The 13,427-nt window shown below is 59.8% G+C and carries 13 protein-coding genes and 1 tRNA gene; 4 read left to right on the plus strand and 10 right to left on the minus strand.

The window, feature by feature from the left end; all coding sequences use genetic code 11:
• Nucleotides 1-11: 11 nt before the first annotated feature.
• A complete protein-coding gene (locus WC811_RS02275) occupies nucleotides 12-719 on the minus strand; it encodes a Crp/Fnr family transcriptional regulator (RefSeq protein WP_372640492.1) in 708 nt (235 codons plus the stop codon).
• 174 nt (nucleotides 720-893) lie between these two features.
• Here WC811_RS02275 and WC811_RS02280 point away from each other — a divergent pair, with 174 nt between their 5' ends.
• The 3 genes from WC811_RS02280 to WC811_RS02290 all read left to right on the plus strand — a co-directional run bounded on the left by WC811_RS02280 (nucleotide 894) and on the right by WC811_RS02290 (nucleotide 2,024).
• Nucleotides 894-1,628, plus strand: coding sequence for a Maf family nucleotide pyrophosphatase (locus WC811_RS02280; protein WP_372640495.1), 735 nt, complete (start codon nucleotides 894-896; stop codon nucleotides 1,626-1,628).
• A gap of 8 nt (nucleotides 1,629-1,636) precedes the next feature.
• Nucleotides 1,637-1,861: a DNA gyrase inhibitor YacG gene (locus WC811_RS02285; protein ID WP_372640497.1), complete on the plus strand. Its 225-nt coding sequence runs from the start codon at nucleotides 1,637-1,639 to the stop codon at nucleotides 1,859-1,861.
• Between the two features lie 87 nt (nucleotides 1,862-1,948).
• Nucleotides 1,949-2,024, plus strand: a tRNA-Phe gene (locus WC811_RS02290).
• A gap of 79 nt (nucleotides 2,025-2,103) precedes the next feature.
• On the opposite strand, the gene WC811_RS02295 is transcribed toward WC811_RS02290, so the two are convergent.
• From WC811_RS02295 to WC811_RS02330, 8 genes are all read right to left on the minus strand, one after another.
• Entirely contained in the window at nucleotides 2,104-2,550 is a 447-nt protein-coding gene (locus tag WC811_RS02295) for a PTS sugar transporter subunit IIA (RefSeq protein WP_372640499.1), read from the minus strand.
• A 28-nt stretch (nucleotides 2,551-2,578) separates the two neighbouring features.
• Nucleotides 2,579-3,268, minus strand: a complete 690-nt coding sequence (locus WC811_RS02300) for a response regulator (RefSeq protein WP_372640501.1) — start codon at nucleotides 3,266-3,268, stop codon at nucleotides 2,579-2,581.
• The gene (locus WC811_RS02305) at nucleotides 3,265-5,988 is read right to left on the minus strand and encodes an ATP-binding protein (RefSeq protein ID WP_372640504.1); all 2,724 of its coding nucleotides are present in this window, start codon (nucleotides 5,986-5,988) and stop codon (nucleotides 3,265-3,267) included. Before WC811_RS02305 ends, WC811_RS02300 begins: the two co-directional genes overlap by 4 nt.
• A 40-nt stretch (nucleotides 5,989-6,028) precedes the next feature.
• Nucleotides 6,029-6,634 (minus strand): K(+)-transporting ATPase subunit C, encoded by a 606-nt coding sequence (locus tag WC811_RS02310; protein WP_372640507.1) that lies wholly within the window; start codon nucleotides 6,632-6,634, stop codon nucleotides 6,029-6,031.
• Between the two features lie 11 nt (nucleotides 6,635-6,645).
• The gene (kdpB, locus tag WC811_RS02315; protein ID WP_372640510.1) at nucleotides 6,646-8,760 is read right to left on the minus strand and encodes a potassium-transporting ATPase subunit KdpB; all 2,115 of its coding nucleotides are present in this window, start codon (nucleotides 8,758-8,760) and stop codon (nucleotides 6,646-6,648) included.
• 23 nt (nucleotides 8,761-8,783) lie between these two features.
• Nucleotides 8,784-10,487, minus strand: coding sequence for a potassium-transporting ATPase subunit KdpA (kdpA, locus tag WC811_RS02320; protein WP_372640514.1), 1,704 nt, complete (start codon nucleotides 10,485-10,487; stop codon nucleotides 8,784-8,786).
• Nucleotides 10,488-10,500: 13 nt separating this feature from the next.
• Nucleotides 10,501-10,590, minus strand: a complete 90-nt coding sequence (locus WC811_RS02325; RefSeq protein ID WP_372640516.1) for a K(+)-transporting ATPase subunit F — start codon at nucleotides 10,588-10,590, stop codon at nucleotides 10,501-10,503.
• A 356-nt stretch (nucleotides 10,591-10,946) separates the two neighbouring features.
• Nucleotides 10,947-11,270: a hypothetical protein gene (locus WC811_RS02330; RefSeq protein WP_372640518.1), complete on the minus strand. Its 324-nt coding sequence runs from the start codon at nucleotides 11,268-11,270 to the stop codon at nucleotides 10,947-10,949.
• A gap of 409 nt (nucleotides 11,271-11,679) precedes the next feature.
• Between WC811_RS02330 and WC811_RS02335 the strand changes: the two genes are divergently transcribed.
• Entirely contained in the window at nucleotides 11,680-12,939 is a 1,260-nt protein-coding gene (locus WC811_RS02335) for a cupin domain-containing protein (RefSeq protein WP_372640520.1), read from the plus strand.
• A 213-nt stretch (nucleotides 12,940-13,152) separates the two neighbouring features.
• Here WC811_RS02335 and WC811_RS02340 read toward each other — a convergent pair whose 3' ends face one another.
• Nucleotides 13,153-13,419, minus strand: a complete 267-nt coding sequence (locus WC811_RS02340; RefSeq protein ID WP_372640522.1) for a hypothetical protein — start codon at nucleotides 13,417-13,419, stop codon at nucleotides 13,153-13,155.
• Nucleotides 13,420-13,427 lie beyond the last annotated feature (8 nt).

Genomic DNA, 13,427 nt, shown 5'->3' on the forward strand with positions numbered 1-13,427 from the left:
CGCAACGGCGGCTATTCCTTGTCGTCGAGACGGCCGATGCCGCTCAATGCCGCGATGTTGCACACGACGAGCTGGCCTCGGCGTTCGATGGCGCCTTCCGATTCAAGCATGCCTAACGCGGCGTTGACTTTCGGACGGCTGGCACCGACGAGCAGGGCAAGCTCGCTTTGTGAAATGGGCAATGGAAGTGAAACCGACTCGGCTTTGCCTGCGGGATCTTTCTGGCGGACCGCGGCAAGGAAAAAGCGCGCGAGGCGCGCCTCGATCGGATGCAAGGCGATCGCTTCGAGCTGCTCGTCGGCGTCGCGCAGGCGTCCGGCGAGAAAGCGCACCGCAGCCTCCCCGACGGCGGGTTGCGTCGCGAGCAGCCGGACGAAAGCGGCTTTCGACAGCATCAGTGTTTCGACCTTGTTGACGGCGGTCGCGTCAGCGGAACGCGGGCGGCCGTCGAAGACCGCCAATTCGCCAAATATCGAAGGCGCCTCGACGTGCGCGAAGGACAGCTCGCGGCCGTCGGCCGTCAGCACGGAAAGCCTGACGCGGCCTTTGGTGCCGATATGGAGTTCGGAACCGGCCTGACCGCGCGAAAAGATGATCTGGCCCGGCTCATAAGCGGCTTCGCGCAGCTCGTTGGCGACGGCCTTTCGGCTTGGCTCGTCGAGCGTGCCGAAAAGCGGCGTTCGTGCGAGTATATCTGCCGGGTCTGATTTCAGAGCCATTGCCGCCATCAATTCTGTGAAAGTCTGTGAAAGAATGCGGTATTCATGCCCTGTTTTCATCGCCGCTGCAACGCGTGTAGGTCTTGCTAAGGGTGCACTGCCTACGTCATTGTCCGCGCAGCGTGTGTCGCCCTTGTTCTATCCCCTGTGGTCACGGTTATGATAACGACCCTCATGAGCAGTTTATTGCCCGTCTTCGCCAGGGCCGGAGCGCCCGGCCGTGAAACGCTGCGGCGCACGCTGGCGCGGGAGCGCTCGGAAACCAACGCCGCCATTGAGCGACCGCAGTTGGTCCTGGCGAGCGCGAGTCCCCGCCGGGTCACGCTTCTAGCGCAGGTCGGTGTCACGCCGGATGCGCTCAGGCCCGCGTCGATCGACGAAACACCGAAGCGGGGGGAAATGCCGCGCGCGCTGGTTTCCCGGCTGGCAAAAGCAAAGGCGGAAGTGGCGCGTACTCAGATCGCCAACGACCCCGATCTGGCCGGCGCTTACATTCTGGCCGCCGATACGGTCGTCGCCATGGGCCGCAAGGTCCTGATGAAGCCGACGCATATCGAAGAGGCGATGGCGTCCCTACAACTTTTGTCGGGGCGAACCCATAAGGTTCAGACATGCGTGTGTTTGATCACGCCGGATGACCGGGTGCGGACGAAGATTGTCGATACGAGGGTGCGCTTTCGCTACATCAACAAGGCGGAACTTGAATCCTATATCGCCTCGCGCGAATGGCGCGGTAAAGCCGGCGGATACGCTATTCAGGGATTGGCCGGTTGCTTCGTCCAACGGCTGATCGGCTCTTACACGAATGTGGTTGGCTTGCCGCTGACAGAAGTCGTCGGGCTTCTCAATTCGGAGAAATTTCCGATCCAATATAACTGGCTGAAGTACGCCGAAGTCGACCGCGATTGAGTTCCGTCATGTCGTCATCTCCTCCCGAAGCCAAGCCCCTGCGCTGCCCGATCTGCAGAAAAGCCGCGGTCGAAGCTTATCGCCCGTTCTGCTCGAAGCGTTGCGCCAACATCGACCTCGCGCGGTGGTTTACGGGCAGCTACGCCGTCGCGGGGCGTGAGGAAGATGAGGGCGACAACGCGACGTCGGCGGATCAGCGCAGGCCACCTGGGGACGATGACGACGAGGGGTAAAATTGCGGCGCGAGAGGCGCTTGCATCCCGCTGGTCACCCCCCTATAAGACCCCCTACTTCGCACGGGCTTAGCGCCGCGAAGGCAGGCCCGGGTAGCTCAGTTGGTAGAGCATGCGACTGAAAATCGCAGTGTCGGCAGTTCAAATCTGCCCCCGGGCACCATTGGTCTCCGCGACGCTTCCGAAACCCAGAAAACCTCACTAATATCAGCGGACAAAGCCGGGCGTTTGCGGCCGGACGGTCAAGCGCCAGTCAGCGCGCGATAGAAGCTTCCCTCGTCCTTACTGGATCGAAGCAGATCGACGGCCGCGCGATCGCGCAGCCTGCGGGAGATGGTCGCCAGTACATTCAGATGGTCCGTATTCGCCGACAGCGGGATCAGCAGCAAGAATACGAGGTCGACCGGCAAGCCGTCGATGGCGTCGAAATTGACCGGCGGCTTAAGGCGCGCGACCATGGCGAAAGGCTTTTCGATCCCGGCGAAGCGCGCGTGAGGTATAGCGACGCCGCTGCCGATGCCTGTTGAGCCCAGTTCTTCCCGTCTCGTGAGTTCATTGACGATCGTCTGCGACGGGACATGCACGATATTCGCGGCGCGCTGGGCGAGATCGCGGAGAAGCGCGATCTTATCAGAAGCGCGGACGTCGAGAATGACGCTGCCTGGCGCGAGGAAGCTGGTTATTTTCATTATTGGGTTGTCGGGCATCACTGGCACTTCAATCGGGAACACGCAGCCGGTAGCCGACGCCGGTTTCGGTCAGGATATATTCCGGGCTGTTCGGTTGCGGTTCAATTTTCTGTCTCAACTGGGCAACGTATACGCGGACGTATTGGGAGTCCGCCGTAGGGTCCCAAAGCTCGCGCAGCAGGAAGTTGTGCGTCAGCACTTTACCGGCGTGCTGAACGAATAAGCGGAGAAGATCGTACTCCTTCGGGGACAGTTTGATTTCGCGTTCGCCGACCTTGACTATTCTTCGCACCAGATCGACCGAAAGTTCGCCGAGGTGGAAGATCGGGCGCTCGCCGTGGACTTGAAGCTGGTGACGAAGCGCCGCCCTGATCCGCGCGAGAAGTTCGTTGATGCCAAAAGGTTTCGTAACGTAGTCGTCAGCGCCGAAGTCGAGAGCTTGCACCTTGGCCGTTTCCTCGGCGCGGCTCGATAGCACGACGATCGGCACGGCATCGTTCTGCTCGCGGAGGGATCGAAGCAAATCCATCCCCTGCATGTCGGGAAGGCCGAGGTCGAGGATGACGAGATCGGGCTTCTGCGCCATGGACTCGAGCGCCTTACGCGCGTTCGGCGCCTCGATCACCTGATAGCCTTGTGTCGCAAGGCCCATCCGCAGGAGCTTGCGGATGGGTGGTTCGTCGTCGATGACCAGGATCTTAAGCGGGGATGCGGTCATGCGGTGTTGTCCAGCGTTTTGGATTGGGTCGGCGCGGGCAGCGTTATGGTCACCAAGGCGCCGTCCCGGTCGTACCGATTGGCGGCCGTAATCGTGCCGCCCATGATTTCGATGAAGCCGCGCGAGATCGGAAGGCCAAGCCCAGTGCCGGCGCGAACGTGATCGGCTTTGTTGGCGCGATAGAACTTGTCGAAGATTTTTTCCAAGTCTCCGGGAGGAATGCCAGTACCTTCGTCCTGGATCTGGATCGTGACGCGATTGAAATCCTGCCAGGCATCGATCTGAATCGTCGTTCCTTCGGGCGCATATTTTGCCGCGTTGTCGAGCACATTGAAAAGCACCTGCTCCAGGAGTACCGGATCGGCCTTCACGTTCAGGGTCGCCGTTGGTATGTTGTATTGAATTTTGTGCCGTCCGAGAATTTTCTTGGCCCTTTTTAGCGTTGCGTCGATAATTTCTGCGACGTCGTGGAATTCCGTCTTCGCGCTGATCGCGCCGGCTTCGAGCTTGGTCATGTCGAGAAGGTTGGCGATGAACCTGTTAAGGCGTTCGGATTCATCGATGATCGTCGAGAGAAGCTCTTCGCGGGCGTCGGCATCGAACTTGTCGGAGAAATCCCGCATTGTCGTCGCCGCACCGAGAATGGCGGCAAGCGGTGTTTTGAGATCGTGGGACAACGATGTGAGAAGGGCCGCGCGCAGGCGCTCGGTTTCCATGCTGCGCTTCGCCCGTTCGAAGTCTTCGACGAGGTGGACGCGCTCGATTGCCAGTGCGCTTTGATTGACGAGCGCATCAAAGAGACGCCGCTGATCCGGGGTTAGCAGAGGGCCTGGCTGGTCGCTATCGATGCCCACGACGCCGACGATTCCCCTTGCCGTTCGCAGAGGCAGAAACAGACGGTGCGAGCCGGGGAGAGTATCGGATCCGCGCCCCGCCGGACGGTCGTTGGTCCAGGCCCAGGTGGCGGCGGCGATGTCGGAAGAATCGAGTGTGTCCTCGGGCGGATAACCAGCCTTCACCGCAATCGAGCCGTTTTCGGGCAGCAGCAGCACGACGCGAACTTTGAGCATCGATGCGATCTGGAAGACGGTCGCCCAAAGAACATCGTCAAGCGTTCCGGTTCCGGCAAGCTTGCGGCTGAACCCGTAAAGAGATTCCGTCGTGCTGGCGCGATTGACGGCGATGACTGTCTGGCTGCGCATGCGCGCGGCGATGTTGGAGACGATGATCGCGACGATCACGAACGACAGAAACGCCGCGACGTTCTTCGCGTCGGCAATCGTGAACGTAAAAAGCGGTGGCAGGAAAAAGTAATTATAGAGCAGTGCACCGGTGACACTTGCCACGAGAGACGGTCCGAGGCCGAACTTCACGGCGACGCCGACGATCGCCGTCAGGATGACGAGATCGACGCTTTCGACGCCGATCCAAGGTTTGAGCACCCAAGCGACGGCAAGCGCAGCGCCCATGGCGACGAACGTGAGAAGATAATCGAGTGGGCTGCCCGGTCTCTCGTCCTTTGCCGTCCGCACCGTTTGAGGCGAGGGCGGTTCCGTCGGTAGCTGCTCTCCGGAAATGACATGGACGCTGATGTCACCCGACTGACGAACCAGATCGTGGACCACGGAGCCGTTCAGGATTTCGAACCACCTCGAGCGCTCCGATTTGCCGATGATGATCTGCGTGACGTTATGGGCGCGCGAATAGGCAATGATATCGTCGGCGACGGTTCGAGAACTGCCGGGAATGGTCAGGGTCTCGCCGCCAAGAAGCTCTGCGAGACGCAAAGCGTCCGCGACGCGGTTGCGTTCGGCCTCGGAGAACCTGAGGCTGCGCCGCGTTTCGATGGTTACGGCAGTCCACGGCGCATGGAGGCGGTCGGCCGCCCTTTTTGCGTAGCGCACGAGGCCGGACGAGCGTGAATCCTCGCTGATGCAGACGAGCACGCGCTCGCAGGCCGCCCACGGCCCCGACATGGCTTTGGCGCGGAGTTGCGTGACGAGTTGTTCGTCGACGCGCTCGGCAGTCCGGCGCAACGCAAGCTCACGGAGTGCCGTAAGGTTGACCGGCGAGAAGAAGTTCTCGAGCGCGAGGCGGGCTTGTTCGGGAACGTAGACCTTCCCTTCCTGCAATCGCTGAATGAGATCTTCGGGTGTGATGTCGACGAGTTCGACGTCGTTGGCGCGTGCGAGAATTGAATCCGGCACGGTCTCCCGGACACGAACGCCGGTGATTTGCGCCACGATATCGTTCAGGCTGTCGACGTGCTGAATGTTGATCGTCGTGAAGACGTCGATGCCTTCATTGAGAAGCTCTTCGACATCGAGATAGCGTTTGGGATGACGGCTGGTTGGTGCATTCGTGTGTGCAAGTTCGTCGATCAACGCGATTTGGGGACGGCGGGCGATGACGGCATCGATGTCGAGCTCGTCGAGGGTCTGGCCTTTGTATTCGATCTGCCTGGGCGGAATGATTTCAAGCCCGCGCAAAAGGGCCTTCGTTTCCTTGCGACCGTGCGTTTCCACGACGCCGACGATAACATCGGCGCCATCCTTCATCTTCGCCCGGGCCGTGCGCAACATTTCGTATGTCTTGCCGACTCCGGGCGCTGCCCCGAGAAAAATCTTCAGCCGTCCCCGATGACCGGCCTCGCGCTTCAAGACTTCTAGGAGCGCTTCGGGCGATGGCCGATGATCTGGTGCGCGGTTTTCTTCCGGCATCTCATGACTTTCCTGGCGGCGCCGATGCGCCGCGCACTATTCACCGGGCGGCTAAGCCGTCAAGGTCGAGATTTAGAGCCAAGACGTTGACATGGGGTTCACCTATCAGCCCCAAGAACGGTGTTTCAATGTGACGCTCGACCAACTGACGGACGTCCTGTTCGGGCATGTTACGGGCCTTCGCGACACGGGGAACCTGAAAATAGGCAGAGGCTGGCGAAATGTCAGGGTCGAGGCCGCTGCCCGAGGTTGTGACGAGATCGATCGGAACCGCGGCCGAACTATTCTCGGTCTTGAGCTTCGCGACGTCTGCCGTCACGCGGTCGATGAGGATTTTGTTCGTCGGACCAAGGTTCGACCCCATCGAGTTTGCAGCATTATAGGGCTGTGAAACGGTTTTGGTTGCGTCGGTTGGGTCTGGGCCGGTCGTCGCCGACGGGCGACCGTGAAAATACCGGTCCGTGGTGAACGACTGACCGATAAGCGTTGAGCCGATAACCTTGCCGTCGCGGACAATCAGGCTGCCTTGGGCCTGTTTCGGGAAAAGGGCCTGAGAAAGTCCGGTCATGGCGAACGGATAGGCGAGGCCGGTGATGATCGTCAACGCGACAAGCAAGACGATCGCTGGGCGGAGTTCTTTAAGCATGTCGAGTTACCTCAAGCGAGATGCAGGGCATTGACGGCCAAGTCGATGGCCTTGATGCCGATGAACGGGACGATGATGCCGCCGAGCCCGTAGATGAGCAGGTTGCGACGGAGAAGTGGCGCGGCGCCGATCGGGCGATAGGCGACGCCCTTCAGTGCGAGCGGGATCAACGCGATGATGATCAGGGCGTTGAAGATGATCGCGGACAGGATCGCGCTCTGCGGGCTGCCGAGGTTCATGATGTTGAGAGCGTTGAGCTGCGGATAGAAGGCAACGAACATCGCCGGTATGATCGCGAAGTACTTGGCGACATCGTTGGCGATCGAGAATGTCGTTAAGGCGCCGCGCGTCATCAGCAACTGCTTGCCGATTTCGACGATCTCGATCAGCTTGGTCGGGTTGCTGTCGAGGTCGACCATGTTGCCGGCTTCGCGGGCGGCCACCGTGCCGGTGTTCATGGCAACGCCGACATCGGCTTGAGCGAGTGCCGGGGCGTCGTTGGTGCCGTCGCCGCACATAGCGACGAGCTTGCCTTTCGCCTGTTCGTCACGGATGAGCTGAAGCTTGTCTTCCGGCGTCGCCTGAGCGAGGAAGTCATCGACGCCAGCTTCGGCGGCGATGGCGGCGGCGGTCATCGGGTTGTCGCCGGTGATCATCACCGTGCGAATGCCCATGCGGCGCAGCTCTGCGAAACGTTCGCGGATGCCGCCCTTGACGATATCCTTGAGATGGATAACGCCGAGCAGACGGCCGTCCTTGACGACGGCGAGCGGCGTGCCGCCGGCTTTCGCGACCGTTTCAGTGATCGCCTTGATCTCACGCACGGCGTCGGCGCTGACGGCAGGACGGAGAACCTGCGCGGTAGAGCCGGACGAAGTGGGCGATGCATTCGGACCGCTCACATATTTAAGGACTGCATCGACCGCGCCCTTGCGGATCGAGGAACCTTCGAATTCCACACCGCTCATACGGCTCTGCGCCGTGAACGGAATGAATTTGGCTTTGATGTCGGCGATGTCTCGTCCGCGAATGCCGTGCTTTTCTTTCGCGAGCACGACGATGGAGCGGCCTTCGGGCGTTTCGTCCGCGAGGGACGCAAGCTGTGCCGCGTCAGCAAGCTCGGCTTCGCTTACACCCGCCAGCGGCAGGAATTCAGTTGCCTGGCGGTTACCGAGCGTGATCGTGCCGGTCTTGTCGAGGAGGAGCGTATCAACGTCGCCTGCGGCTTCGACTGCTCGGCCTGACATGGCGAGGACGTTGAAGCGAACGAGGCGATCCATGCCGGCGATGCCGATAGCCGACAAGAGCGCGCCGATCGTCGTCGGGATGATGGTCACGAAAAGCGCCACGAGCACGACGACGGAGATGGAGCCGCCCGCATATGCCGCGTAGCTCGGGATCGTCGCGGTCGCGAAGACGAAGATTATCGTCAGGCCCGCGAGCAAGATATTGAGCGCGATCTCGTTGGGTGTCTTCTGGCGCTCGGCACCTTCGACGAGCTTGATCATACGATCGATGAAGGTCGAGCCCTGTGCCGCGCTGATTCGTACGATGATCCAGTCGGACAGGACTTGCGTGCCGCCGGTGACTGCCGAGCGGTCGCCGCCGGATTCCCGTATCACGGGTGCCGATTCGCCTGTGATTGCCGCTTCATTGACGGACGCGACGCCTTCGATAACCTCGCCGTCTGACGGGATGATATCTCCGGCTTCGACGAGGACGACGTCTCCGACTTTAAGCGATGTGCCCGGAACCTGCTTATAATTTCGGCCCGACCCGGTCATCAGTTTCGCCTGCGTTTCCTGACGCTGAACGCGAAGCGAATCCGCTTGTGCCTTGCCGCGACCTTCGGCGATTGCCTCGGCGAAGTTGGCAAAGAGAACGGTGAACCAGAGCCACAAGACAATCTGCGCAGTAAAGAGCAGATCGCTTCCGCCGGTCGCGAGATGACGTGCAAAGATGATCGTCGTGAGGATCGTCACGATTTCGAGAACGAACATGATCGGATTTTTGATCATCTTCCGTGGATCGAGCTTCGTGAAGGCTGACCCGATCGCCGGAATGACGATTTTGGGGTCGAGCATGGCTGTCGCCGGGCCTTTCCGGCGCGTCATAGACGTATCCATTTCAGTAACTCCGAAGAGAAATATCAGAACAGGGCGTGGGCCGTCATCGCAAAGTGTTCGACGATGGGTCCGAGTGCGAGTGCGGGGAAGAACGTCAGTCCGCCGACGATTGCGATGACGCCGACTACGAGGCCGACGAAGAGGCCGCCTGTCGTCGGGAACGTGCCGGAGGACGGAGCAAGTCTCTTCTTCTCGACAAGCGCGCCGGCAATCGCCATTGCGGGGACGATCATCAGGAAGCGGCCAACGAACATCGCGACGGCGCCTGTCGTATTGTAGAAGAAGGTGTTGCCGGTGATGCCGCCGAACGCCGAGCCGTTGTTGCCCGTGCTCGATGTGTAGAGGTAGAGTATCTCGGAGAAGCCGTGCGGGCCAGGGTTGGCGATCGAGGCGACCGCCGAGGGAATAACGCAGGCAATCGCGGTAAATCCGAGAAACATCAGAGGCAGGATCAGGATCGCCAACATGGCCATCTTGACCTCTTTCGATTCAATCTTCTTGCCCACGTATTCCGGCGTGCGGCCGACCATCAGGCCTGCCACGAAGACCGAGAGGATCACGAAGATCAACATGCCGTAGAGGCCGGAACCGACACCGCCGACGACGATTTCACCGAGTTCGATGTTGATCAGCGGGATCATGCCGCCGAGCGCCGTGAAGGAATCATGCATTGCGTTGACAGCGCCGCATGATGCCGCCGTCGTGATGGCCGCGAACAATGCGGAGCTGACGATGCCGAAGCGGACTTCCTTGCCTTCCATGTTGCCGCCGGTCAGTCCGAGGGCGTTAAGGCCGGTCGTGCCATTCGCTTCAGCCCAGTAGCAAACCGCCGCGCCAGCAATGAACAGCACGCCCATGACCGATAGGATGGCCCAGCCCTGCCGCTGATTGCCGACCATACGGCCAAAGACGTTGGTCAAGGCTGCACCGAGCGTGAAAATCGATATCATCTGGATGAAGTTCGACAGTGCCGTCGGGTTTTCAAACGGGTGGGCGGCGTTGACGTTGAAGAAGCCGCCGCCGTTCGTGCCGAGCATCTTGATCGCGATTTGGGAAGCAACGGGTCCGACCGCGATCGTCTGCTTCGCGCCTTCGAGCGTAGTTGCGTTGACGTAGGCGCCGAGCGTTTGCGGAATTCCCTGCCAAACAAGGAAGAGCGTGTAGGGAATGCAAATCGGGAGAAGGACATAGAGCGTACAGCGCGTGACATCGACCCAGAAGTTTCCGAGGTTGTGCGTCGAGGCGCGAGCAAATCCCCGGATCAAGACCATTGCGAGCACGATGCCCGACGCGGCCGATAAGAAGTTCTGGTGCGTCAGTCCGAACATTTGGACGAGGTACGACATGGTCGTCTCGCCGCCGTAGTTCTGCCAATTCGTGTTCGTGATGAAGCTGATGGCGGTGTTGAACGACAGATCCGGTGTTAGACCCGTCATGCCCTGGGGATTGAGGGGCAGCGCGCCTTGCACGCGGAGCATCACATAAAGAACGAGAAAACCACCGAGATGGAACAACAGCATCGAAACGGTATACCGCAACCAGTCCTGCTCGCTGCGATCGTCGACACCGGCGATTTTATAGAGGCCCGTTTCAACGGGCCTCAGAATTGGCGATAAAAAGGTTTTCTCGCCTGAGAAAACGCGCGTCATGTACCAACCGAGCGGTTTCACGAGCGCAACGACGACCGCGCAGAAGAGGGCGATCTGTATCCAGCCTATAAGAGTCATATGCGTTTGCCCTTCAGAACCGTTCCGGCCGCAGGAGCGCGTAAACGAGGTAAACAAGCAGGCCCGCTGTCACGAGCCCGGCGAGGGTGTAGTCGAATGTCATGGGAGCCTCACAGTCTGTCGCAGGCAAAAGCGTAAGCAATTGCGAGGGCAAAGAGCCCGAGCCCTCCCGCCACAAGGACAATGTCCATCATCTTCAATTCTCCTCCTCGGAGGATTTCAACGCCCGCGCGAAGTCGATTGCGGGCCGCGCTTAGGTGACATGCGGCGCATATGAAATCGAGTTGAGGGGGGAGACGTCCTTATAGGAATCTCATAGTCGCTGGGCGGATCATGGTCTGGGACGCTATTCGGAGGCCGGGCGGCTGCAGGCGGGAGAACTCGGAGAAAAAAGAAAACCCGCCGGGAGGAGCGGCGGGCTTCTATTCCTAACACGTGACGTTCAAGTGTGGTCATTCGTTAGTGAGGGATCTGCTCGTCTTCGATTTTGACAAGCGATTCATCATGTCCGTGCGAGGCGCCGGCATCGACATCCGGGCGAGCAGAGTTGCCGAACTGTTCGACTTCCTGCTCAGTGACCGAGGCTTCCGTACCGCTGGTCGAACCAGAGTAGGTCGGCACCGTGCGGTCGCTGATCTGCGAATTTTCAAGAGCCGAAAGCGATTCTGCGTTTGCCGGGATCACCGAGAAAGCCAGAGCGCTGGAGACGATAAAGAGCGAAACGATCTTGTTCATTGACATAGCCATAACTCCCAAAAGAATTTGCCTTGTTTCCCGTTGCATCCGGTCCCTTCCTGGTCCCGAGCAACTGCAAATGAATTTGAGCCAAGCGCCGTCTGTTCGCTATCGCACGTAGGTTCTTCCGAAGTGCACCTAGGCGTTAGAGTGTGAGACAAAGGATGTCCGGACCCTATACGTGGGTATAATGGCGTCTGCGGAAGATCGCCGATTTCACAAGAAATGCGGGTCGATGTTTCCCGATGACGCTGACGACGCGGATGGGGATCGCTGCTCAGCCCATTCCGTCGATTTGATCTTTATTGTTTCGATCGCCGTTCGTGCAAATTCGAAACCATCTCGGCGTTTCTGAAAGAATGTTGTGTTTTGCCCACCTACGTAAGCGGAGCGTTTGACCGGCCGTCTCGGTGACGACCGCAGTTTCTCTTCATCGCGTGGACAGGAGAATAGCTTCATGGAAAATATCTCTCGCCGGAACATACTCGCGATCGCCGCGGCCACGGGCACGCTTGCGACGTCGAGCGCGGCTCGAGCCGCAACATTCGGAAACCCCGATCAGCCGCCGGAGGGCGCCATCAACGCCAATCCGGCGGGGCTCTCCGATCCGGGTCCGAAGAACCCGATCCTTAATAGTCAGTTTCCTTCGTTCGAAAGCCCGCCGGCCACCGATGTCGGTGGCATGCCGCAGTTCTGGGGTTCGTTCAACAATGCGGCGAAACGGATTCAGAACGGCGGTTGGGCGCGACAGCTGACGCAAGCCGACTTCGCGATTTCGGAAGCGGTGTCGGGCGTCAACATGCGTCTCGGACCGGGCGGCGTTCGGGAGATGCACTGGCATCTGGCGGCCGAGTGGGCAATCATGACCAATGGTCGTTGCCGGATCACGGTTCTAGATCCCGAAGGTCACGCCTACGTGGATGATGTCGGGCCGGGCGACCTCTGGTATTTTCCGGCTGGCTATCCGCACTCGTTGCAAGGTCTTGGACCGGATGGCGCCGAGTTCCTGCTCGTTTTCGATGAGGGCAAGCAGTCGGAATACAATACACTGCTTCTCAGCGATTGGATCGCGCATACGCCCCCCGACCTGTTGGCCGCGAACTTCGGAGTGTCGAAGGACGTCTTCAAGAATATTCCGCTTCAGGACCTCTGGATCTTCCAAGGCAAGGAACCGGGACCGCTGTCCGCCGATCAGGCTGCGGTTGCTTCGGGTGGTACGGCGCCCAACCCATTCACGTTCCGGCTCGGCGCGTCGAAGCCGGTGAAGGCAAATCCGTCGGGCGAACTTCACCTCGCCGATAGTTCGACCTTTAAAGTTTCCAAGACGATTGCCGCGGCGATGGAAATTCTGAAGCCTGGCGCGATCCGGGAAATGCACTGGCATCCAAATGCCGACGAGTGGCAGTACTGGATGGAAGGTGAGGGCCGCATGACGGTGTTTGATGCGGGCCCTCGCGCGCAGACCGCGGATTTCAGGCCGGGCGATGTCGGTTACGTCAAGAGGAGCCAGGGGCATGTTATCCAGAACGTCGGCAAGACGGATCTAAAGTTCCTCGCGGTGTTCAAGGTGCCGGATTACCAGGAGATCAGTCTGTCGGATTGGTTGACGCACACGCCGCCGTCGCTCGTGGCGCAGCATCTCAATCTCGATCTTGCGGATATCGCCAAGTTCCCGAGCGATGCGCCAGGCATCGTTCCGGGAAAGGTCCCGGGATAACGCCGTCGACTTTGATTGGAACGATCACGATAATTCGTTGGACAGTTGTCGCTCGCGGTCTCAGTACTGCGGGCGGCTATCTTTAGACAGGCGCGCATGTCACGACCAATTTCCGCTGTTCTCGCGGGCTTCATCGCGATCGTCATCAACTCACTTTTGCTTTGGGCTGCGGATTTCATTCCGCTCGCGACGGCGCACGGCGGCCTACTTCGACTACTTCAGATAATGACGGGATTGCACGTGCCAGCGACCGCCGCTTTCAAGTGGGAATTTCACGGCGCGGTCGGCGTCGCTATGGCGCTGGTCTATGCATTCGTTCTGGAGCCGTTGCTTCGCGGTGGAGCGTTCGTCAAAGGATTTCTTTACGCGCTCGCCGTTTGGATCCTCAATTCGGTGGTGGTGTTGCCGATTACCGGCGAAGGATTCGCGGGGGCTCGGGATTTGACATTCGCCGGAATAGGCTGGTTTGCCGTCGCTCACACGGTTTT

Origin of the sequence: Hyphomicrobium sp. (assembly GCF_041659645.1) — a bacterium.
In the GTDB taxonomy this organism is placed as follows: domain Bacteria; phylum Pseudomonadota; class Alphaproteobacteria; order Rhizobiales; family Hyphomicrobiaceae; genus Hyphomicrobium_B.